This is a genomic window from Streptomyces sp. JK94 (assembly GCF_053613315.1).
In genome coordinates this window covers 374,830-396,593 of record NZ_JBSICH010000007.1, presented here as the reverse complement: position 1 = coordinate 396,593, position 21,764 = coordinate 374,830, and the positions used below count along the sequence as shown (strand labels likewise).

Genomic DNA, 21,764 nt, shown 5'->3' with positions numbered 1-21,764 from the left:
ACGTCGGGGTGCCCTCGGGGAGCACCCGTAGGGGATGTCACAGCTCGGCCGCAAAGGCCGCCCCGAAAGGCCGCGCCCCGCACGTCACTCTCCGGGACCAGGTACGTTCGAAGGCGTGGCTGGATTCAGGATCGGACGCGGCCGGGACAACGGCGCTCCGCACGCGCGACCGCAACGCCCACCGTACGGACAGCAGGCGCCCCAGGGACCGTCGTACGGCGGTCCCGCGACGCCTCAGCAGCCGTACCCTCAGCAGCCGTACGGAGGCAGCGGCCCCGGAGGCGGCGGCCCCGGAGGCGGCGGCCCCGGTGCCGCCGGGTCCCCGTGGCCGCAGCCGCACGGCGGGAGACACGGTGAGCCGGAGTACTTCGGCGAGGGCGGCCACCCCCCGGGCGGCCCCCACGGAGGCCCGCCCCCGTACGACCCGTACGCGGCCAACAACCCGGGACACACCCAGGCGTTCACGGTCGACGACCCCTACAACCAGGGCGAGACCTACCGCGCCGGCTCCGCCGCGCCGCCCGGCCCGGCCGGCCCCCGCCTGCACTGGAAGGCACTGCTGAAGGGCGTCGTCCTCGCCCCCGGCCAGACCTTCCTCCAGATGCGGGACTACGCGATGTGGGCCCCGGCGCTCGTCGTGACCTTCCTCTACGGCCTGCTGGCGGTCTTCGGCTTCGACGGCGCCCGCGAGGAGGCGATCAACGCCACGCTGTCGAACGCGGTCCCGATCGTCCTGACCACGGCCGTGGCCATGGTGCTGAGCGCGTTCGTCCTGGGCGTGGTCACCCACACCCTGGCCCGCCAGCTCGGCGGCGACGGCGCCTGGCAGCCCACGGTCGGCCTCTCCATGCTGATCATGTCGCTCACGGACGCCCCGCGCCTGGTCGTCGCGCTGTTCGCGGGCGGCGACGCGTCCTTCGTCCAGATCCTGGGCTGGGCCACCTGGGTCGCGGCCGGCGCCCTGCTGACCCTGATGGTCAGCCGCTCCCACGACCTGCCCTGGCCGAAGGCGCTGGGCGCGTCGGCGATCCAGCTGATCGCCCTGCTGTCGATCGTGAAGCTCGGCACGTTCTAGCCCTCCACCACCCGCACACGAAGGGCCCCCGGCGTCGCGGCGCCGGGGGTTCTTCACATCCGTGCACGTCCGTCCACGTCCGTGCACGTCTCCTCCGCCTCAGCGGCCTCAGGCGTCGAGCACCTGTCCGTCCCGCCGTACGACCGGAGGCAGGACACTCCACGGGAAGTTGATCCACTCGTCGGTCCGCTTCCACACGTACTCGCACTGGACGAGCGAGTGGGACTTCTCATAGACCACGGCGCTGCGGACCTCGGCGACGGTGTCGAGGCAGAAGTCCCGCACCAGCTTGAGCGTCTTGCCGGTGTCCGCGACGTCGTCGGTGATGAGCACCTTCTTGTCGGAGAAGTCGATGACGTTCGGGACGGGCGCGAGCATGACGGGCATGTCGAGCGTGGTCCCGACCCCCGTGTAGAACTCCACGTTCACGAGGTGGATGTTCTTGCAGTCCAGCGCGTACGCCAGTCCGCCGGCGACGAAGACCCCGCCGCGGGCGATGGAGAGCACGATGTCGGGCTCGTAGCCGTCGTCGGCGACGGCCTGAGCGAGCTCGCGCACCGCGACGCCGAACTGCTCGTAGGTCAGGTTCTCCCGTACATCACTCATGCGCGCGTCCTGCTCATACCTGGGTCCGATGGAAGTTGATGAAGGACCGGGAGGCGGTCGGCCCCCGCTGCCCCTGGTAACGGGACCCGTACCGCTCGCTCCCGTAGGGGTGCTCGGCCGGCGACGTGAGCCGGAACATGCACAGCTGCCCGATCTTCATGCCCGGCCACAGCTTGATGGGCAGGGTCGCGAGGTTGCTGAGTTCGAGCGTCACGTGCCCGGAGAACCCGGGGTCGATGAACCCCGCGGTGGAGTGCGTGACGAGCCCGAGCCGGCCCAGCGAGCTCTTCCCCTCCAGCCGCGAGGCGAGGTCGTCGGGCAGCGAGACGACCTCGTACGTGCTGGCCAGCACGAACTCGCCCGGATGCAGGATGAACGGCTCGTCGCCCTCCGGCTCCACGAGCCGGGTCAGATCCGCCTGCTCGACGGAGGGGTCGATGTGCGGGTACCGGTGATTCTCGAACACCCGGAAGTAGCGGTCGAGACGCACGTCGATACTCGACGGCTGCACCATGGAGTCGTCGAAGGGATCGATGCGGACCCGTCCGGAATCGATCTCGGCCCGGATGTCCTTGTCTGAGAGAAGCACGCACCGAGGATACGCAAGGCGCGCGGAGCAGCGACAACCGCCGCCGCGCCGCGCGCGTGAACCCACCCGGGGTGTGTGCTACCGCTTCCCCGAGCCCACCGGCACGGCACTCCGCAGCCGCGCACACCGCGGACATCGGACGAGTCGGCCGGGGCCGAGTCGCTCGGCCTGCTGCATCGGGAACGAGGCGGCGGTGAACACGTGCCCATCGGCACAGCGGAGGACGGTGCGATCCATCAAGTCCTTCAAGTCCCTTCCCCAAGAGCCGCGTCTGGCTTACTACCCTGACGACAAAAGCCACACTACGGGATCAAAGAGACGACCCTCCAGGCGGCACTCCGGCCCCTCCCGACACCTCTCTCGGGCCCCCACCGTACGCCCCAACTCCGGTCCCCCGCAGCCGCACCCAGGCCCCCCGAAACACACCTCGACCCCACGGCGTGAACACCGAGGGCCGGCAATGGGGTAGAGTAAGCGGGCGTCCAGCACCGACCTCGGTCGGCGGCTTACGCGGGTGTAGTTTAATGGTAGAACATCAGCTTCCCAAGCTGAGAGCGCGAGTTCGATTCTCGTCACCCGCTCCATGAAGAAGGCCCAGGTCAAAGCCCCGGGCCTTCTTTATTGTCTGGACCGATCAGGGAATTCGCACCGTTTGTACACTCTGTCCGACGGTTGAGCTGTGGCCCGCGCACGCGGTGCTTCCCAGCAGAGGTGAACGCGCGCGGCCGCAGCAGGATGTTCCGAAAAGCGTGTCAGCTTGCTCAGAGTTGGCCGACTGCAGACAGGACAAGCACGCAGAGGCCCATCGACGTGGCAAAAGCAGTGCCGCCGTAAAGGACTGCCTCAGCGAATGCGGCTCCGGTGCTGGTCTTCAGGATCCCAGCGACAAGAGCCACCACGAGCGAGAACAGCGCTGCCACGAGCAGCCACAGGTACCTCGTTCCGGATCGTGACTCGGACGGCGGAGCATTCACAGAAGTCTTCCTTCGCGGACGGACTGAAAGGAGAGGAGTGCGTCATTCGGGGACCAGAACGCCGGTCAGCAGATGCGCGGCGAGTGTGCTGCGGTGCTGAGTCGCGGCCTGGATGAGTTCGCGGTGCGCGGTGATCTGCGCGTTCACGGCATCCAGCACGGCACTGATTCGTCGCTGGTGGGCAAGGGGCGGCAGCGGTACGGGCAGAAGTGCCAGTGTGGCGGCGCTGAGGGAAGGAACGGCGGTGCCGCGGGCGTACTCCTTGAGCCAGTGCACCGTCTCCGGCAGAGACAAGTAGGCGAGCAGGTAGCCGGGGAGGACAAGTGGCTCCCCATCCGTCTCCAGGGCACGCAGCCGCAGCAGGTTGGTGCTGAACAGCCAACCGTCCTGCGCCTTCTCGACCAAGGCAGGGGGCATCTGGGCACCGGAACGCACGCACAGAATGTCCCCGGGCCTGAGACGGAACCTTGCCAGTGCGCGGGCGACATCCACGCTTACTTTCTCCATGTCACGATCGTCGATACGACCCTCACGCAGGTGCTTGGGCATCACGACACGGAGATCGCCTGCCGCGGAGCGAACCTCGGCCGGCAGACGTGTGTAGGACGGACCAGCCATGATGTCGACCAGTTCTCCCAGCGGAACCCGACGCCAGTCATGAGGTAGCCCGTCGTACGAGAGCACGGTGGCTGACGGCAAGGGGCCGTACGAGAGCGCATCGACCGTGCCGTCCACGGCTTTCGTTCGACGCCTCGCCTCGGCGAGCACCCGCTCTGTGGTTGCTGCCTCGGTAGCCGCTTCAGCCGGTGACGCCGTGGACATCCATCGGTCCGCATAGTCGGCGGGGCTGAGCGAGTAACCGGCAGCCCGCACCGCCTCCAGCGGAGCAGCGACCGCAAGATGGCCCGCGCTCTGCCGACCGAGGCGGAATCCGGTCCCTCGTCGCCATGCCTGAACGGTTCTCGTGACAGCCCCGACGTGTTCGTCGGAGAGGACTCGGGGTCCGCGAGTCGCCTTGTCACCCAGGTCCCGGGCGTCCACGAACAGGATCTCCTCGCGCACCGCCGCGGAACTCCGCAAGAACCACAAGCAGACGGACACCTGAGCCCCGGAAAAGAGCTGAGGCGGCAACGCGACAATGCATTCGACGGCGCCATCCTCCACCAGCCTGCTCCGGATCTCCCGCTCCCGGACGTCTGTGGAGGTGCCCGCGCTGACCGGCATCACCACACCCGCACGGCCCTCGTCCTTGAGCGACACCAGGACGTGCTGGAGCCAGGCGAAGGCAGGACTACCGGAGGGAGGCGGTCCGTACGGCCAGTCGATGCCCTCACGCGGCTTCGGCACGGCCCCGTGAGCGTTGAAAGGCGGATTGGTCAGAATTAGATCGGCTCGGTGGCCCTTCGGCCAGGCACGTTCGTTCCATGGGGCCGCGGTGCCGGCTTCCAGTTCGACCGGAATACCGTGCAGCGCGAGGTTCATTCCGGCGAGCCGAAGTGTGCCGCGCTGCGGACTCTCACCACGCAGAGTCAGAGGCACGACACCACCGAGGCGTTCAGCGACTCCGTCAAGCATCTCGCCTGCGCGCGCATACGGGTCGTAGACGCGTCGCGCGGAGTGCTCGTCCCCTAGGGCGGCGTCCCGCATCAGCCGCACCACGGCACGTGGAGTGAAGAACTCTCCGCTGGGAAGCGCGGCTCGGGAGCCGAATTGATCCACCAGTTGTCGGAACTCGTCGATCCCCAAGCCGTCGGTCAGGCGGATAACCTCGACAACATCCCCGTACTCCCGAGGTTCCAGCCTGACGATGGCTGTCCGCATGCCCGGCGGCACACCGCGCAGGCGCAGTGCCTCGTCGGCTGCCTCCCCGATCTCCTGCAACAACGCCGCCGTGGCAGCCCTCGATCGAGACTGCACCGTACGCGGGAGCGACATCGAGCGCGGGCTTCCGCTCACCTGAAGAAAGACCAGGGAGAGGAGCAAGGCAAGGTAGTCCGTCATCGATGCGCCGCCGCGCACGGCGTCTGCCATCGGTCCCAACAATTGCGCAAGTTGCCGCGCACGCTCTTCTTCGTCGCTCAACGGATCGCTGCCTGTTGCCTCATCACCCAGCGCGGCCGCTCCCTGGCGGGCATCGTCCGACGCGACGAGGTTCCGCCGCATACGGTCGGCATAGGTGAACCCGGCCGGCTCGTCGGACGCACGCGCACGTGACGGGATCTGACGGGAGTCGAGCCAGCGGAGGACCGCCCGTAGACTGAATAGTTCCGTTTCCCCCGTCCTGACCGGCTCCGGATAATCCTCGTACCGACGTTGCCAGTTGGTGACCGCCGGCCGCATCACCCCGGCCAGTTCCGCGAGTTCGGCCCTCGACAGCAGGCGATCGTCGCTGAGACCCGTACCGTCCATGAAACCCCCGTACACCGTCCTGGTTGCTCTCGATGAGGGAACGGTAGAGAGGCGACAGTGGGAGCGTCAATCAGCGCACCGACGGTGCGCACATCGACAAGCGGGCAAGACACATGGGTCGCGCTTCAGATTTTCAAGGACCACCAAGGAGCTGAGCAGCTACTTTGCACTACCGTCACCCTCTTTTGCTACCCGATCACCGAGAGGAGAAGAGCATCTCTTGTTAAGGGTCTACCTGAGAAGGGCTTGCGCCGGTCTGCGGATCAAGAAGCCCCACCGCAGGCTCTTCCTGGATGATCGACGTATGGCAACACAGCCCGGTCCCTCTGGTCTTCGCCGTGCCAAGTCCGCTCGGCGCGCCTACCACCCTCTCCGAGCTCGTCGGCCCTCAGCACGGCACAGTGACCTTGCCGCTGCATCTGGCGCGGCCGGGGCTGACCACGTTCGATCTCGATCAGCCGCGGTTGTGGATGAACTACTGCCGGATCGTCCTGACCGAGGGAGCGCAAGACGATCTGGTCCAGTTCCTCAGTCGCGACCTTCTGGTCAGCCTATGGCCCACACTGCGCACACTGGTCAGCCGTGATGTCCGGGAGGTGTGGGAGAGCTCCTTCGACGAGCTGGCTCACGAAGCCCAGGCCACTGCGTGAACCTCACGGAAGTGAGGCCGACGTAGCGCGGACAGCATGGTGGAGACACGACTGCATGTGTTCTCAGCGACCGTTCCCACCCTGCTGCACAACATCCGTGCGCACCAGAGCCGCACGAGTTGCCCGAGCACCGTCACTCCCGAGCGAAGAACGCGAGTTCGACTCTCGTCGTATCAGAGCGGGAGATCGTCGGGGAGTACCCGGAACGCCTTGTGGTGGCCCAAGGGGCGTACGGCCCGGAAGTCACGTCGGTCGAGGGTGAGGATCGCGTCCGTGTCGTAGTCGGCAGCGAGCGCCACGTTGACCGCGTCAGCGAGGTCGAGGTCCAGCGCACGGTAGCGGACACGGACGGACTGAGCGGCGCCCAGGTGGTCCTCCGTGATCTCCGGCATGACGACACGCCCCCGGCTCATCCAGCGCCGGAGGTCGTCGACCGCGCCGAGGGCGGCCTCCCTGCCGAGCTCGCGCGTGGCGACGTGATCCAGTTCGGCCAGCAGCAGCGGGGACATGACCAGGAGGCCGGCCGCCATGATCGCCTCGTTCGCCGCCCGGTGTTCCGGGTGAGCCGAGTCCAGGGCCGCCAGGAGACCGGACGTGTCGGCGATGACAATGATCACGCGGCGGTTCCGGAATCCGGGTCGGTCCCACGGCGGACAGCGTCGGCGACCGTGTCACGCACCTCCGATCTGGAGGGTGTGCGTCCCGTCCCCTCGAAGGTGCGCGAGAACAGCGGCTCGTCCCAGACCCTGTTCGCCATGGCCGCGAGGTGGATGCCCTGACGGATGATCTCGGCCTCACTTATCCCCCGACGCTTCGCGGCCTCCTTGATGATCGCCAGGTCTTCGGGGTCGGCGTAGACGTTCGTGCGCTTCATGGACATGTACCAAGAGTAGTCCATGTACCGGATTGACACACGTAGGTGCCTCGTCCGTCGGCTCATCGGATGCCGCGATCGCAGACGACGAAACTGGCCGCGCTCACCATGGGTGTGCGGCATCGAGCTGTGGCCCCGCAACGTGCTCGCCGCATCTTGCACCGAACCACTTCTCGTGGAGGTCGAAGTCCGTAGGGGTGATCCCGCATTCTGTGATCTTCCGAGCCGAGGCAAGGGCCCGGCAGCCATGCGCGACCGCAACTGCCGCGCTCAGTCGCTCTGCGCATGCCCAAGCCCGCACACCCGAGCAGTCCACATCGGAGCAGTGGTCGTCCACCTCGCAGTGTCGTGCCCACAGTGTGCCCTTCAGAGCGGACACCTACGGTCAACAGCGGTGCCACAGGACGCCCACGCCTACCGCAGCACATTGAATCCACGCAGGTCAGCAGCCTCACGCTCGCGCAAGCGCCGTCGCTTCCCAAGCTGAGAGCGCGAGTTCGATTCTCGTCACCCGCTCCATGAAGAAGGCCCAGGTCAGAGACCCGGGCCTTTCTGCTGTTCACGGTGATCATTCGCTGCGTGCCAGATCCGTGCCAGAACGCTTCTCGCCGGCCTTCCGGGCAGCGGCGGCCCGGGCCTTCCGGACGGTCGCGTCGAGGCCGGCGCCGACCTCTTCCTGACGCTCCTCGTCGGAGTGCTGGTAGATCAGCGCCGCCTTCTCGGGCGACTGCCCGGCAGCGGACCATCGCACCCTTGGGGGTGGCACCGGAACGGGTGGAGAGGGTCTGCCCGGTGTGGCGAAGGCCGTAGAAGTGAAAGCCGTCAGGCATGCCCACCACGCCCCGCGCCTTCCGCCACTTCCGCCCAGAGCTGCTGCGCCGGAAAAGCGCCCTCCTTCTCCCCCACGAAGAGCAGCCCGCCCGGGCCCGTTCGGCGTAGCTCGGTATGTTTCGTCCTCGATGCGACCTTGCAGGGTCTGTGCGAGACGCACGTACCTGGGGGCCTCCACCTATATCCATGAACGCCACCCGTCGCGATCGGCCAAGTCGACTGGTCAACCAGACTGGCGACAATCCCCAAACAGATGAAGAAGCGGGGCACCTCTCCCTCAGGAAGGCCAGGCATCAGCCATCACGAAGGAGACCACCGTCCCGCCGAAGCGACTGGGCCCGGAGTGCCACGACTCGGCCATGGCGTCGACCAGCAGCAGCCCGCGCCCGTGCGCGTCATTCGCGTTCGGCCGGCGAAGGCGCACGTTCGCCGGGAAGCCGGGGTTGTGCACCTCCACGCGGAGCGAGGTCTCCTCGCGGAACCACTCCACGCGCACGCACCACTCCTCGTCCGCCCGTCCGTACAGGATGGCGTTGGTCACCAGCTCGGAAATCATCAGCGCACAGCCGTCGACCGACCAGGCCGGGTTGTACGGGGCGATGAACTTCCGGAACCGGCGTCGAGCCCGAGGTACGGACTCCGGAACCGGGTGCAGGGTCATCGCCCCGAGCCACGGTGATTCCTCGCTGGGGAAGCGGTTATACCGGTAGGTCATCCGCGCTCACTCCTTGCCGCTGCCGTCGCAGTCGAGGCAGCGCCGCTTCGATGTGGCACGGGTGTGGTCGTTGGCGGTGGCGAGGACCACCGACGTACGCGAAGCGACGCGCTTCCAACCGCGTCCCCGGCATCCCCGGCATGCTGCGCGCGTGCCCTGATCCGGCCGCCGACCTGTCACACCCTGCCCCCGCCCGGTAAGTGGCCTCAGCCACTCGCCGGATAGGGGCATTGGCCACCCGCGCCGTGTGCGCGGTTGGTCCAACTGACGAACCGTCACATCACACCAGCGGATAGCCCTGTTCGAACGCCCAGCGGTGCGGCGGATAGGTCGCCCCGGCGAACTCCAACGGCCGGTCCTGCATGTCGTAGACGACGTGGTGGACGATCAGCACGGCCGAGCCCGGTTGCAGCTCCAGGTCGGCGGCCTCTTCCCCGGTGGCGCTCCGGGCGCACATCCGGTCCTCGGCGTAACTCCCTCTCCGGCCGGTCATGTTCTCGACGTACATCAGGGTCCCCTCCTGGATCCGCCCGGGGTCCGTGAGCTTGGGCGCCCGCTGCCCGACGTCCGGAGCGAACCACGAGGTCGACAACGTGATGGGACCGTCCTGGTTGTTGGTCACGCGCCGGCGGTGCACGGCCCGGCGGTCCTTCACCAGCCCGAGAGCCTCAGCCACGTGGTCCGGTGCGTCCATCCACCCGGCCGACGTGATCACCGCGTACTCACCGGGCGTGTAGATCATCCCCGTCGGACGCGCCCGGCCGTACAACTCCCGCGCCCGCCGGTTGACTTCCAGGCTGCGCACATACGTCCCCGAGCCCTGCCGCTTCTCGACGAGCCCCTGATGACTGAGCGCCTCCAGAGGACTCCGGCTACGACGTCGCCCATCTGACCCACGCCCTCGCCGACCTGCCCGTCGTGCTGGTCGGGCGCCTGCGCTCGGGCCGGGTCATGCTCCGTGACCCCGGCCCTGCCCGGTCGGGTCCCCGAGGCGGGCGTCCCCGCCGGCATGGCGGCGTCCTCACGTTCAAGAAGCCCGACAGCTGGCACGAGCCGGATGTCACGACCGTCACGGACACCACCCGCTACGGCACGGCCACCGCGACGGCCTGGGACCGGATGCACCCCCGGCTCACTCACCGCGGCCCCTGGCTGAACCGCGCCAAGGAAGAACTCTCAGCAGGCGCCGACTCCCGGGAATCGTGGCAGGCTCATCCGTTGAGACAACCGTCAGGGCTACTCGTAGTCGGGCAGCGTGAGCGCGCTGAACGCGTCGTGCCCGGAGTCGGCGGGGAGGGTTGAGAGCGCGCGGAGGGCCGCGTTGCGCTCCTGGAGGGACTCGTCGGTGGCGGGGAAGAAGCGCGTGTCGCCCCCGTTCGCGAGTTCCTGGTTGAGGGTCGCGAACGGCCGCATCACCCTGTCATAGGCGTCGAACGCCTCGGTGTGGTCGGCGTGCGTGGCCAGCTCTCCGGCCAGGACATACGCGCCGACCAGGGCGAGGCTGGTGCCCTGCCCCGTCAGGAACGAGGGGGCGTAGGCGGCGTCGCCGACCAGCGCGACCCGGCCCTGGGACCAGTGGGTCATCCGTATCTGGCTGATGGCGTCGAAGAACAGGTCCTCGGCGGCGCGCATCTCGGCGACCATCCGGGGGATCTCCCAGCATTCGTGCGGGAAGGCGGCGGCGACCAGTTCGCGTTGCGCGTCCGGGTCGCGGAAGACGTCAAAGGGCAGGTCGGGGCGCCTGAAGGAGAGCAGCCCGAACACCTGACCGCCGGAGCCGGCGGCGTAGAGGGCGGCGCGCTGGCTGGGGGTGTTCCACAGCATGCCCTCGTGGGAGAGCCCGAGGTGGTTGGGCACGGTGAAACCGGCGAAGCAGGCTCCGAGGTAGTGGTGGAAGGGCTCCTCGGGGCCGAAGATCAGTCGGCGGGTGTGGGAGTGGATTCCGTCCGCCCCGATGACGATGTCGAAGGTGTGGCTGGCGCCGCTGCGGAAGGTCACCTCGATGCCGTGGGGGCGGTCGTCGAGGGTGGCGATGGAGTCGTTGAACATGAACGTGACGGATTCGCGGACGGCGTCGTAGAGGGTCTCGGTCAGGTCGCCGCGCTGTACCTCGAGGTCTTCGCCCGCGCCGATGGCCACGCTCTCGGCGCTCAGGGCCGCGATGGTGCTGCCGTCGGTGTCCACGAAGGTGATGCGGTCCGTGTTGACGTGCGCCTTCTGCAGTCGGGGCAGGATGTTCATGCGCCGCACGACCTCCAGGGCGGTGCCACGGATGTCGATGGGGTAGCCGCCTCCGCGCACGGAGCCTGCCTTTTCGACGACGGTGACGTCGAAGCCGTGGCGGTGCAGCCAGTAGGCGATCGCAGGGCCGGCGATACTCGCGCCGGAGACGAGGACGGAGCGGTTGCGGTGGGGGCGGCGTGTCTCAGTCATGTTCAGTCCGTTGGGGTTTGATCGGTGTGTTCTGGAGGTGCGCTCGGCAGGACGTACTCCTGGGGTACTGCTCCGCGCGGGTCGTGTCGGCGGGCACTACAGTCCCGCCCTGCCGGTGGCCCAGTACGGCTTCGTGGTGATGGCATGGCGCGGCAGGTTCAGGGAGTCGGTGACCACCCGCCGCTGGCGCTGGATCGACTGGGCGTGGCCTAGCAGCACGGCGCCGTCGAGGTTTCTGAGCTCGTCGTCGCCGACGGTCCGTTCGAGCCAGGTCTGCAGTGCGTCGCCCGGCGCTCCCGTGGCGGGCAGGAAGCGGTACTGGGGCCAGCGGTCGGCGAGGGGCCCGACGGCGTCTGCCGGTACCTCGACGGTCACGATCGGTGCATCGCCGCCATGGGCGCAGGCGTCGAGGGTGCCGAGGGCGCAGCCGTCGCCGAGGTAGAGGCGGCGGGTTCCGTGCTCGCGAAGCGGCCGGTGGCGACCGGCCAGCACCGTCGTGCGGCTGCCGACACGCAGGCGGCGCATCCACATCGTGCCTGGCCCGTCGGCGTCGGTGGCGGCCAGGACGGTGATGCGCTCGGAGCCGGAGTCCGTGACGCCCACCGCCCGCACGGTGTAGCGACGCCCCTGGGTGGGGGTGGCGCGGATCTGTATCTCGTGGCCGGGATGCCAGCCGCCGGGTGGCGGCTCGGCGTGCAGTTCCAGTTCGAGGAAGCCGGGGGCTGGCTCACTGGCGTCGAGCAGCTGAGCCGGCCGCCCCATGGCGGATTCGACGAGATCACCGATGACAGCAGGCGCTCGCGGCATGGGCGATTCCTTTCCTCAGGAGGTCTGGTGGCGTTGCCGACAACGAAACTACACCGTGCAGTGCAGTAAGTAAACTGCACGGTGTAGAGTTGCCTCCGGAGGTGGGCAGTGAGCTCTTACGGTGTGGAGAAGACGGTGCGCGAGGGGTCCTCGGGGAAGCGGAAGGCGATCCTCGCCGCCGCCCGGGACCTGTTCGTCCACGAAGGCGTGGACCGCGTCAACATGGATGCTGTCGCGGCCCGAGCGGCTGTCTCGAAACGCACCGTGTACGACTACTTCGGCGACAAGCGGAGCCTCTTCCTGGCCATCCTCTCCGAAGTGTCCGAGTCGCTACTGGCCACGGGACTCCGGGCAATCGAGGAACACCTTCCGAAAGGTGCGGTGATCACGACAGTGCCGCAACTGGAAGCGGCACTCACCGCGTTGGCGATCGACCTCGGCGCGACGGTCGTCGGCTCCGCCGACCTGCACGCCGGGTTCGCCCTCGTCGCCCAGGAGCGCCTGCGGACGCCGACAACCGAGGACGACATCGAAACGGCGCCGATGCAGGCAGCACTCGCGGAACGCATCGCCCACTTCGCCGATGCCGGACTCCTCGACACGGACAACCCGCGCCTGGCCGCCGATCACTTCGGCGCCCTGACTCTCCTGTTGGCCTACGAACGCCAACCGGTTCCCGCCCACGCCGACCCTGACCAGATCCGCCAGATCATGATCGACGGAGCCCATGCGTTCATCCGCGCGTATGCCAGGCGCTGATACCTCCTCACAAAAATGATCTTTCGGGCAGGAGGTGATCTCTCAATGGGGGGCGCCAACCCCGGTCTCCACTGGCCGACTCGACCGGCGCGGGAGAGGGTGCCGGCAACAATCTGGACACATCACTGGGTTACCTGCTGAAGGAGGCTGCGAGCGCGCTGCGCGCAGCCATGGAGCGGGTGCTGCGGCCGCTCGGAATGAGCGTGACGCACTATTCCTGCCAGCCTGGTCGACGGCCGGGGTGTTCCAGGCGCTGATGGACGGTCTGACCGCCGAGGCTGCTGCACGCGGGAGGGCCGGGCTGGAACTGGTCAGTGTGGATTCCACGGTCACGGCCCTGCCCGAGCGCCCCGGGATGGTCGGGGGCGCTCGGGCGGGAGGCGGGTGTTCAGGCCGGGCGGGGCTGGAGGTAGCGGGCCAGCAGGTCGTCCAGACTCACCATGCCGACGAGTCTGCCGGTGCCGTCGCGGACCACCGCGAGCGTGGCCCGGCGTCGGCGCAGCAGTTCGATGGCTTCGGCCACCGTGGTGTCCTCGGCCAGTCCGGGCATGGGGCGCGCCAGGTCGCGGGCGCTGGCGGGCCGGCCCTGAGCCCGTGCGACCAGGACGTCGCGGGCGTGCACCGAGCCGAGCATGTCCTTGCCCTCGCGGACCAGCAGCCGAGTGCGGTCACTGGCGGTGGCCAGGGCCAGGATCTGTTCCGCGTCGGCGTCGGCGTCGACCGCGGTGATGGCGGCGGCCGGGATCTGCAGCTCGCGTACCGGGGTCTCCGGCTCGGTGAGCGAGCGGGTGAGCAGTTCGGAGTCGGCCTCGTTGATGAGGCCGAGCCGTTCGGACTCTTCCACCAGGTGGGTGAGCTGCTCGCGGTTGTGGACGGAGGCCAGCTCGTCGCGTGGGGTGATCCTGCAGAGCCGCACGAGCGCGTTGCTGATGCTGTTGAGAACCCGGATGAGCGGGCGTACGGCCGTGGTGATGGTCCGGAAGGCCGGGGAGAGCAGCATCGCGGAGCGCTCGGGGTGAGCGATGGCCCACGACTTGGGCGCCATTTCACCGAGCACCATGTGCAGGAAGACCACCACGATCATCGCCACGGCGAAGGCGATGCCGTAGCTGAGCGCACTGGGCAGACCGAGTCTGTGCAGCAGCGGGTCGAGTTCGTGGGAGATCGCGGGCTTGGAGACCGAGCCGAGGCCCAGCGTGCACACGGTGATGCCGAGCTGGGCGCCGGCCAGCATCAGGGACAGCTCACGCATGCCCGCCAGTGCGGCCTTGGCACCGCGCCGCCCCTCAGCGACCGCCTGCTCCAGGCGGTGCCGTTTGGCGGCCACCAGGGCGAACTCGGCGGCGACGAAGAACCCGCTGCCGACGAGCAGCAGAACGGTGACGAAGAGCGCCAGTGGGAAACTCATGCCTGCTCCTCCGCCTTCCGGACCAGCCGCTCGATGCGGACCCGTTCCGGGACGTGCCGGTCCAGAGTGCGTACGTCGATCAGGACGCTGCCGCCGGTGTGCAGTTCCACGGTGAGCCGGTCACCGATGGTGGGGAAGCGGCCGAGCCGGTCGACGACCAGGCCGGCCACGGTGTCGTAGTCCTCCTCCTCGGGCAGCTCCACGCCGGTGGCGCCGGCCACCTCGTCCAGGCGGCGCCCGGCGTCCACCAGCCAGCCGGCTCCATCCGGCACCGCGATGGCGATGACGCTGTCCGACTCGTCGGCGAGGTCCCCCACCAGTTCCTCGGCGACGTCCTCGTAGGTGACGACACCCGCCACCCCGCCGTGTTCGTCGAGGACGACGGCGAACTCGTCGTCCCGCTCCCGCATCCGCTCCACGGCAGCCGGCAGGGGCAGGGTGTCCGGCAGGAGCAGCGTCTCCCGGGCCAGCGAACCGGCCGTGCTGGAGGTCAGCCGCTCGGCGGCGACGCGCATCAGCTCCCGTACCCCGAGCACGCCCGCGACGTCGTCCGGGTGGCCGCCCAGGACGGGGTAGTTCGAGTGGCCGCGCCTTCCGATGAGTGTGATGGCCTCGGCGGCCGTGGCGTCCCTGCGGATGAACACCGCGTCGACGCGCGGCACCATCACTTCGCGTAGCGTCCGCTCGGAGAACTCCAGGGCGTGGTCCACCAGCTCGGCGGTCCCGCGGGGCAGGTGCCCCTGGTCGTGGGACTCGCCGATCAGGTGGCCCAGCTCCTCCAGAGTGGCGCCGTGGTGCAGCTCCTCGACCGGCTCGATACCGGCCTTGCGCAGCAGCCTGTTCGCCGCGCCGTCGAAGACCCGGACCACCGGGCCGACGACCTTCAGGTAGGCCAGGGTGGAGCTCGCCAGGGACTTCGCGAGCTGTTCCGGAACGGCGATGGCGAGGTTCTTCGGCGCCAGCTCGCCCAGCACCATCTGTACGACCGTGGCGAGCACGAACGCGAGCACCACCGAGATGCCGGTGACGGCGCCGTCGGGAACACCGAGACCGGACAGCACCGGCTTCAGCAGCGCGGAGACGGCCGGCTCGGCGATGAATCCGACGACCAGGCCGGTCACCGTGATGCCGAGCTGGGCGCCGGAGAGCATGAAGGACAGTCGCTCCAGCACGTTCAGCGCACGGCCGGCCTTCTTGTCCCCCTCGGCGGCCTCCCGGGCGAGGGCGAGCCGGTCGGCCGAGACGTAGGCGAACTCCTGGGCGACGAAGTAGCCGGTTCCCGCGGTCAGCACGAACACGGCCAGCACACCGAGCCAGGCTTCCGCGGCGCTCATCCCTCACCACCCCGCCGCGTGCCGTGCTCAACAGACCGTGTGCGGAACGGTCGAGGACTGAGCCCCGAAGGGCCCGTCGATCTGGCGGACAAGCGCCGGCTCCCTACCTGTACGTACGGACAGCAGAACGGTTCTGGCTGAAACCAGGTTCCCATCCCCGGCATGCACTCCCTCATTTCCGGCACACCGCCTCGGTGAACGGTCTTCGCGCCCAGCGCCTCTGTCCAGCCCAGGGGCGGATTTCGGCCTTTCCCGGCCAGGTGGCCCGCAGGACACTCCCCACCCGCCGGGCCAACTCTATGCTTCTACTCGTTTGTAGAAACAGGCCCTGGGTCCCCCGGGCCGCACACCCGGGCCGCACACCCCTGGAGACGACACGCATGGCCTCGACCGTCCTGGACAAGGCGCTGGACCAGGCGTGGGCGGACAGGAGTCCGCAGGGGACACCCGCCGCCCCCGTGGGAGCGCTGAAGGGGGTCACCGACCGCCACGGTCAGCCGCTCCGGGAGACGTTCGGCCGTCAAGACCGTCGCGGACCCGGCCGACGTGACGTACGTCCGTCGGGCGCAGGCCCTCGCCGCTCACGGAGCGGCCGAGCAGCCGACCGGTCGACGGCTGTGGTGCCGTTCGTCGCCACGCGGACGGACGGCGCCTTCCTGATGAAAGACAAGCACGCATAAGGAGTGAACGCCACGATGGTGTTCAAGCGACTTCTCGGCTCGCTCGGCGTGGGTGCCCCCACGGTCGACACGGTCCTCGACCCGGCTCCCGTTCTGCCCGGCGGCACACTCGGCGGGCAGGTGCACCTCAAGGGCGGCCAGGCGGACTTCGACATCGAGCACATCACGCTCGACCTCGTGGCCCGGGTCGAGGCCGAGCACGAGGAAGGTGAGAGCGAGGGCGTCGTCGTCTTCGACCGGTTCACCGTCGGTGGCGGCTTCCGGCTGGCCGCCGGAGAGGCGCGCAGCGTCCCCTTCAACGTCACACTGCCCTGGGAGACGCCCGTCACCGAGCTGTACGGGCAGCCCTTGGGCATCGTCCTCGGTGTGCGCACCGAACTGGCGGTCGCCGGCGCCAAGGACAAGGGCGACCTGGACCAGCTCACCGTCGCCCCGCTGCCGGCCCAGGAGGCGGTCCTGGAGGCCCTCGGACAACTCGGCTTCGGCTTCAGGTCCGCCGACCTCGAATACGGGCGCATCGGCGGCACCGGGCAGCAACTCCCCTTCTACCAGGAGATCGAGCTCACTCCCGCGCCCCGGTACGCGCACCGGATCAACGAGATCGAGCTGACCTTCCTGGCCGGTCCCGCGGGACTGGAGGTGGTCCTGGAAGCCGACAAGCGCGGCGGCCTCTTCTCCTCCGGCCACGACGCGCTCACCCGCTTCACCGTCGGCCACCACGACGCACGCGACTGGACGGCCGAGGTCGACGGCTGGATCCGGCAGCTCGTCGAGCACCGGTCCGCCTACGGGCACGGCGCACCCTTCGCCGACCACGGACACCACGGACACCACGGACACGGGGATCACCACCACGACGACGACCACCACCGCTCCGGCCCCGGTATGGGCACGGCGATCGCCGCCGGAGCCGCCGGTCTCGCGGTCGGTGCCGTGGGCGGCATGGTCGCCGCCGAGGTCGTCGACGAGGTGGGGGACTTCTTCGAGGGCGACGACGAGAGCGAGGACTGACCAGCAGACGGGCACCCACGCCGGAGCGGTCGCAGTCGTGTGTCGTTCCGGCGGGTCCGTTCACCCCTCGTGGCCCGGACGGACGCAGGCCGCTCCTGCGGACGACCGGGTCCGATCAGGCATGCGAAGCGATGCTCATCGGATGCGTTCAGGATCGAGACCGGTCCCCACGACGAGGGTCACCGGACCGGGAGCGGCCTCCTCGTCCCGCTGAGACCGCGCACCGGGTGTCCTGCTCGCGAGCAGTTCGGCCTGCTGCTCCAGGTCGGCCGGGTAACGCACCGTGGTACTGCTGGTCGCCTCGGCGTTGCCCGTGCCGATGACGGTGAAGCCCGCCCCACGCAGTTCCTCCGCCGCCCGTTTCCCGGGCGACCACCGTATGGACGCCCTGCCGACCACCACATCCTCTACATCACTGTAGAAGATAGGGTGTCCGGGGCCGTCCACCTCATGAACAACGCAGCGGTGAACAACGCAGCGGTAAGGAGCGCGGAGATGAGCATCGTCGCCTGGCTGGTACTGGGACTCCTCGCCGGAGCGATCGCCAAGGTGATCCTGCCCGGGCGGGACCCCGGCGGCTGCGTCGGTACGACGGTGACCGGCATCGCCGGCGCCTTCCTGGGCGGCTGGCTGTCGGCCGAGTTCCTCGACCGCCCGGTGCAGCGGGAGTTCTTCGACGCCGCGACGTGGGGGTCCGCCGTGGTCGGCGCCCTCGTGCTGCTGGTCGGCTACCGACTACTGTTCGGCAACTCCCGGGACTGACAGGCAGCCCCCGGGAAGAAGCTCTCACCCCTCGTCGCTGTCCGCGGCCCCGCACACGGCGGGGACCACACCGCACCTGCCGAGAAGGAGTACGCAATGGGAATCTCACTGGCCAAGGGCGGCAACGTCTCGCTGAGCAAGGAGGCACCGGGTCTGACCGCCGTACTGGTCGGCCTGGGCTGGGACGTGCGCACCACCACCGGGACCGACTACGACCTGGACGCCTCGGCGCTGCTCCTCGACACCTCCGGCAAGGTCCTCTCGGACGGGCATTTCGTCTTCTACAACAACCTCACCAGCCCGGACGGGTCGGTCGAGCACACCGGCGACAACCTCACCGGCGAGGGCGAGGGCGACGACGAGGCCGTCAAGGTGAACCTCGCGGCCGTGCCCGCCGACGTCGACCGGATCGTCTTCCCGGTCTCCATCCACGACGCCCACACCCGCGGCCAGAGCTTCGGTCAGGTCCGCAACGCCTTCATCCGCGTCGTCAACCAGGCGGACCAGCGGGAGATCGCCCGCTACGACCTCTCCGAGGACGCCTCGGCCGAGACCGCGATGGTCTTCGGCGAGCTCTACCGGCACGGCGCGGAGTGGAAGTTCCGGGCCGTCGGCCAGGGCTACGCCTCCGGGCTGGCCGGCATCGCCGCCGACTTCGGCGTCAACATCTGACGCAACCGGCCCCGGCCCCGCTCGCCGGAGCAGGGCTCGCTCTCCCTGCGAGCCGGCTCGGCTCACTGCTCACCGTCCTTCAGCGCCTTCTTCTCGCTCCGGAGGATGCGTGCGGCCCGGCCCGCCGGGCGCATCCGCTCCGGCCCCCTCCCGACCCCGAGAACGACGACCACCGGAGCCGGTTCACTCAGACCGATCCGCCGGGCCGGCCTCTCGGACGGCCCGGTCGCACGATGACGGCACCCGCCGCGCCGGGAACGGGGAGCGCGGGGCAGACTCTGTGCCATAGGCACGAAAACGGAGGACGACTCGAACATGATCACGCTGACGAAGGAAGACGGCCCCGCGGACCTGGACGGGGTGACCCACCTGACCATCGGCGTCTCCTGGGACCCGACCGCCGGCAGCAGCGGCGGGGTGCTCGGCAAGCTGCGCCGCAAGACCGGCACCGACCTCGACCTGATCGCCGTCGCCCTGCAGGGCGGGGACCCGGTACGCCTCGCCGGCCTGGACTCCCTGGACCCCATGGGCAACGGCTCGCTCCTGCACAGCGGCGACAACCAGACCGGGCACGGTGACGGCGACGACGAGACGGTGACCGTCGAGTTCGCCCGGCTCCCCGCCCCGATCACGTCGATCGCGTTCGTCGCGGTCGCCTACAAGAAGGGCAGTTCCTTCCAGAAGGCCCGCAACATCAGTTTCAAGGTCTACGACGCCACCGGAGGCAGCACCCAGCAGGTCGCCGACATCTGGCCCAGCCTGCTCAGCCAGGACAACGCCTGCGCCGTGGCCAAGGCCGTGCGGGTGGACGGCACCTGGAAGCTGGAGGTCGTCAACGAGACGGGGAAGGTCAAGCAGGGCGACGAGCACGCCCTGATGCGCTTCGCGGTCAGCAAGTAGCCGACGGCCCGGGGCGATCGCGTCTTGCCGGTGCGGAACGTCGGCTCTTGACGGGCATCCTGTACTGCTGCGACCGCGGCCGACCGGGGCCACCGGGCCTTCGCCGGAAAGCCGTTGGCGGCAGGACGGCGGCCACTGTTACGTTTCCGGAGGCCGTGCAGGAGAGCGAGGAGGTGGTACCCGTGAACGTTTCGACATGGGTGCTCCCCTCCGGGGTCACGGTCGGGCGATAGGTCGTCCGGGAGCGCCGTTCCACGGCCATCCCGAAAGGCACGACCATGCGCTTCACCTCTGAACGGCGTCTCGACGAGGCTCTCCTCGAGCGGACGTTCACCCTCGGCGAGATCCCCGGCATCCTGTGGACGCCCGCATCCGCACCGGCACCGCTGATCCTGCTCGGCCCTCCTCCGCTCGGACTGCACACGATGTACCCCCGGCTGGTGGCCCGGGCCCGGCGCTCCGCGGCGGACGGCTTCGCCACGGCCGTCATCGAACTGCCCGGAAGCGGCGACCGGCCCCGTTGGCCCGCCGCCGAACGGGCCCGCGCCGACCTGCGCCGGGTGATGGAGGCCGGCGAGCCGGTCAGCGACGCGATCATCGACGCCCTCGTCCTGCCCCTGGTCGACCGGGCGGCCCCGGAATGGCGGGCCGCCCTGGACGCCCTCCTGTCGCTGCCCGGGATCGGCGGTCCGGTCGGGTACTCGGGGGGAGTCATCTCCCTCGGGACCCGGCTGGCGGTGGTCGAGCCGCGTATCTCGGCCGCTGTCCTGTTCGCCGGTAGTTTCGTGCCCCGCGCCGTGTTCGAGGAGGCCCGCCGGGTCACCATTCCGCTGCACGTCCTGCTGCAGTGGGACGACGAGGGGAACGACCGGCAGGCGGCCCTGGACCTGTTCGACGCCTTCGGCTCCGAGGAGAAGACACTGCACGCCAACATGGGCGGGCACACCGGCGTCCCGCAGTTCGCGGGGGACGCCGCGGCCCGGTTCCTCACCCGGCACCTGACCTGACGCGGGGTCCGTGCCGTCCGGCACGCGGTCGAGGCCGGGAGCACGGTGAGCCGCCGCCGTTCCCGGTACGGCCCGCCACGGCCGCGTCACCGGCGGGCGCGGCCGGCGCCGAGTCACCGGCGAACGGTTCACGCCCGGTGCCGGTGGCGGGGCCGGTGCCCGACGTGACGACCGGTCCGGAGCGCCGCCCCGGGTCAGGCGGAGCCTGACGTCCACGGCCGACGGCGACAGCCGACAGCCGACAGCGACGGGCGACGGGCGACGGCGACGGCCGACGGGCGATGTGCACGGCCGACGGCGACGGGCGGGGACGCGCGGCATGGCTCCGCGTCCTCGCCCGTCGCAACCACTGGCGCGGGCCGGGCCGGGTGGCGGGCCGTACGTCCCGATCACCGTACCGACCAGATGGTATGCAGCGAGGACGCTTTCCTCTAACCTTGCGTCGTCCACCGGTGCGAGGCGGGCGCCGAGCCGTGTCCGCTGCCCGTGTCGGCCCTTCTGACTGGGAGACCTCCATGGCCGTCGACCCCTCGGGAGCCGCGCTCGCGGCACTGCGTGCGCACGCCCCGGACGAGCCCGTCGTCATGCTCAACCTGTTGCGCTTCGCGCCGGACGGCCGTGCCTCGTACCAGGAGTACTCCCGCCGAGCCGCGCCCTTCCTGCAGCGGTACGGCGGCGAACTGCTCTACGCCGGTGACGGCCGCTCGCCGCTGGTCGCCGAGGACGGGCAGGCGTGGGATGCCGTCCTGCTGGTCCGCTACCCCAGCCGGGACGCGTTCCACCGCATGGTGACCGACCCCGGGTACCAGGAGATCACGGCGCTGCGGAGCCGGGCCCTGACCGAAGCCGTGCTCCAGCCGACCGTTCCCTGGACGCGGCGCCGCGGGAACTGAGCACCCCGTCGCCACCGCCGCGGTTCCGGCCCGGCATCGTCGGTCGCCGAGGGCGGCACCGGTGTCGGGACCGGTACGCGACGTGCCCTCGGTCCTCTCCGCAGCACTCCCGGGGGACGCGGCGGTCGTGCCGCCCGGCGCCTTCGAGGAGACGGCCGGCCGGCCGCGAGCGCACGCTCGGCGTACCCGCCGCGGGCCCCGACCACGGGGCCCCGCCCGTGACCGCCCGTCAGCCGCGGTCCGCCGGCAGCCCCGTGCCGTGGCCCCGTCGGGTTCCCGGTGCGATCCCGCCCGCTGCCCACCGGGTTCCGGGGTGTCCGTGAACTCCCCCGGATTCGTCCGCGCTCGGTAACGGACGCATCCCGTGGCCGCCGC

Annotated in this window: 19 protein-coding genes, 1 tRNA gene and 4 pseudogenes; 11 read left to right on the top strand and 13 right to left on the bottom strand. The window is 69.6% G+C overall.

The genetic code is table 11. The features are described from left to right. Positions 1-34 precede the first annotated feature (34 nt). The gene (locus tag ACVV2G_RS08455) at positions 35-1,075 is read left to right on the top strand and encodes a Yip1 family protein (protein ID WP_453841963.1); all 1,041 of its coding nucleotides are present in this window, start codon (positions 35-37) and stop codon (positions 1,073-1,075) included. Positions 1,076-1,183: 108 nt separating this feature from the next. Here the strand turns inward: ACVV2G_RS08455 and ACVV2G_RS08450 are convergent, their stop codons facing one another. Together ACVV2G_RS08450 and dcd are read right to left on the bottom strand one after the other, a co-directional pair. Continuing rightward, positions 1,184-1,681 (bottom strand): phosphoribosyltransferase, encoded by a 498-nt coding sequence (locus ACVV2G_RS08450; protein WP_453841962.1) that lies wholly within the window; start codon positions 1,679-1,681, stop codon positions 1,184-1,186. 13 nt (positions 1,682-1,694) lie between these two features. After that, on the bottom strand, positions 1,695-2,270 hold the full coding sequence (gene dcd / locus ACVV2G_RS08445) for a dCTP deaminase (RefSeq protein WP_239765110.1): 576 nt from the start codon (positions 2,268-2,270) through the stop codon (positions 1,695-1,697). A gap of 510 nt (positions 2,271-2,780) precedes the next feature. Between dcd and ACVV2G_RS08440 the strand changes: the two genes are divergently transcribed. Then, positions 2,781-2,854 (top strand) — tRNA-Gly (locus ACVV2G_RS08440). Between the two features lie 432 nt (positions 2,855-3,286). On the opposite strand, the gene ACVV2G_RS08435 is transcribed toward ACVV2G_RS08440, so the two are convergent. Then, a complete protein-coding gene (locus ACVV2G_RS08435; protein WP_453841961.1) occupies positions 3,287-5,653 on the bottom strand; it encodes an N-6 DNA methylase in 2,367 nt (788 codons plus the stop codon). 304 nt (positions 5,654-5,957) lie between these two features. Between ACVV2G_RS08435 and ACVV2G_RS08430 the strand changes: the two are divergent. Further along, positions 5,958-6,303, top strand: a pseudogene (locus tag ACVV2G_RS08430) (transcriptional regulator). A gap of 173 nt (positions 6,304-6,476) precedes the next feature. Here the strand turns inward: ACVV2G_RS08430 and ACVV2G_RS08425 are convergent. The 5 genes and pseudogenes from ACVV2G_RS08425 to ACVV2G_RS08405 form a co-directional block, all read right to left on the bottom strand. Beyond that, the gene (locus ACVV2G_RS08425) at positions 6,477-6,920 is read right to left on the bottom strand and encodes a PIN domain-containing protein (RefSeq protein WP_344562890.1); all 444 of its coding nucleotides are present in this window, start codon (positions 6,918-6,920) and stop codon (positions 6,477-6,479) included. Then, a complete protein-coding gene (locus tag ACVV2G_RS08420; RefSeq protein ID WP_093549204.1) occupies positions 6,917-7,183 on the bottom strand; it encodes a ribbon-helix-helix protein, CopG family in 267 nt (88 codons plus the stop codon). The genes ACVV2G_RS08425 and ACVV2G_RS08420 overlap by 4 nt, the downstream gene beginning before the upstream one ends. Positions 7,184-7,745: 562 nt before the next feature. Beyond that, positions 7,746-8,104 (bottom strand): annotated as a pseudogene (locus ACVV2G_RS08415) (tyrosine-type recombinase/integrase); the annotation flags it as partial. Between the two features lie 181 nt (positions 8,105-8,285). After that, positions 8,286-8,723 (bottom strand): ATP-binding protein, encoded by a 438-nt coding sequence (locus ACVV2G_RS08410; RefSeq protein ID WP_453841960.1) that lies wholly within the window; start codon positions 8,721-8,723, stop codon positions 8,286-8,288. A 280-nt stretch (positions 8,724-9,003) separates the two neighbouring features. Further along, a pseudogene (locus tag ACVV2G_RS08405) lies at positions 9,004-9,585 on the bottom strand (GntR family transcriptional regulator); the annotation flags it as partial. A gap of 14 nt (positions 9,586-9,599) precedes the next feature. Between ACVV2G_RS08405 and ACVV2G_RS08400 the strand changes: the two are divergent. Next, a pseudogene (locus ACVV2G_RS08400) lies at positions 9,600-10,025 on the top strand (transposase); the annotation flags it as partial. Here the strand turns inward: ACVV2G_RS08400 and ACVV2G_RS08395 are convergent. Next, a complete protein-coding gene (locus tag ACVV2G_RS08395) occupies positions 9,960-11,156 on the bottom strand; it encodes an FAD-dependent monooxygenase (RefSeq protein WP_453841959.1) in 1,197 nt (398 codons plus the stop codon). The pseudogene ACVV2G_RS08400 and the gene ACVV2G_RS08395 sit on opposite strands and share 66 nt — an antisense overlap. A gap of 96 nt (positions 11,157-11,252) precedes the next feature. Continuing rightward, entirely contained in the window at positions 11,253-11,963 is a 711-nt protein-coding gene (locus ACVV2G_RS08390) for an SIP domain-containing protein (RefSeq protein WP_453841958.1), read from the bottom strand. A 123-nt stretch (positions 11,964-12,086) separates the two neighbouring features. On the opposite strand from ACVV2G_RS08390, the gene ACVV2G_RS08385 reads away from it, so the two are divergent. Further along, entirely contained in the window at positions 12,087-12,722 is a 636-nt protein-coding gene (locus ACVV2G_RS08385) for a helix-turn-helix domain-containing protein (RefSeq protein WP_453841957.1), read from the top strand. Positions 12,723-13,110: 388 nt separating this feature from the next. On the opposite strand, the gene ACVV2G_RS08380 is transcribed toward ACVV2G_RS08385, so the two are convergent. Together ACVV2G_RS08380 and ACVV2G_RS08375 are read right to left on the bottom strand one after the other, a co-directional pair. Next, the gene (locus ACVV2G_RS08380; protein ID WP_453841956.1) at positions 13,111-14,130 is read right to left on the bottom strand and encodes a hemolysin family protein; all 1,020 of its coding nucleotides are present in this window, start codon (positions 14,128-14,130) and stop codon (positions 13,111-13,113) included. Continuing rightward, positions 14,127-15,464: a hemolysin family protein gene (locus ACVV2G_RS08375; protein ID WP_453841955.1), complete on the bottom strand. Its 1,338-nt coding sequence runs from the start codon at positions 15,462-15,464 to the stop codon at positions 14,127-14,129. Before ACVV2G_RS08375 ends, ACVV2G_RS08380 begins: the two co-directional genes overlap by 4 nt. 695 nt (positions 15,465-16,159) lie before the next feature. Between ACVV2G_RS08375 and ACVV2G_RS08370 the strand changes: the two genes are divergently transcribed. Further along, a complete protein-coding gene (locus tag ACVV2G_RS08370; RefSeq protein WP_453841954.1) occupies positions 16,160-17,155 on the top strand; it encodes a sporulation protein in 996 nt (331 codons plus the stop codon). Positions 17,156-17,290: 135 nt separating this feature from the next. On the opposite strand, the gene ACVV2G_RS08365 is transcribed toward ACVV2G_RS08370, so the two are convergent. Then, a complete protein-coding gene (locus ACVV2G_RS08365; protein WP_453841953.1) occupies positions 17,291-17,557 on the bottom strand; it encodes a LytR C-terminal domain-containing protein in 267 nt (88 codons plus the stop codon). A gap of 93 nt (positions 17,558-17,650) precedes the next feature. Between ACVV2G_RS08365 and ACVV2G_RS08360 the strand changes: the two genes are divergently transcribed. The 5 genes from ACVV2G_RS08360 (at position 17,651) to ACVV2G_RS08340 (ending at position 21,389) form a co-directional block, all read left to right on the top strand. Continuing rightward, positions 17,651-17,917, top strand: coding sequence for a GlsB/YeaQ/YmgE family stress response membrane protein (locus ACVV2G_RS08360; protein WP_453841952.1), 267 nt, complete (start codon positions 17,651-17,653; stop codon positions 17,915-17,917). Positions 17,918-18,013: 96 nt separating this feature from the next. Next, positions 18,014-18,589, top strand: a complete 576-nt coding sequence (locus ACVV2G_RS08355; RefSeq protein ID WP_453841951.1) for a TerD family protein — start codon at positions 18,014-18,016, stop codon at positions 18,587-18,589. Between the two features lie 315 nt (positions 18,590-18,904). After that, complete coding sequence (locus ACVV2G_RS08350) at positions 18,905-19,489, top strand: TerD family protein (protein ID WP_453841950.1); 585 nt, start codon at positions 18,905-18,907, stop codon at positions 19,487-19,489. Positions 19,490-19,767: 278 nt separating this feature from the next. After that, complete coding sequence (locus ACVV2G_RS08345) at positions 19,768-20,496, top strand: dienelactone hydrolase family protein (protein WP_453841949.1); 729 nt, start codon at positions 19,768-19,770, stop codon at positions 20,494-20,496. A gap of 515 nt (positions 20,497-21,011) precedes the next feature. Continuing rightward, complete coding sequence (locus ACVV2G_RS08340; RefSeq protein WP_453841948.1) at positions 21,012-21,389, top strand: DUF1330 domain-containing protein; 378 nt, start codon at positions 21,012-21,014, stop codon at positions 21,387-21,389. The last annotated feature ends 375 nt before the right edge of the window (positions 21,390-21,764 follow it).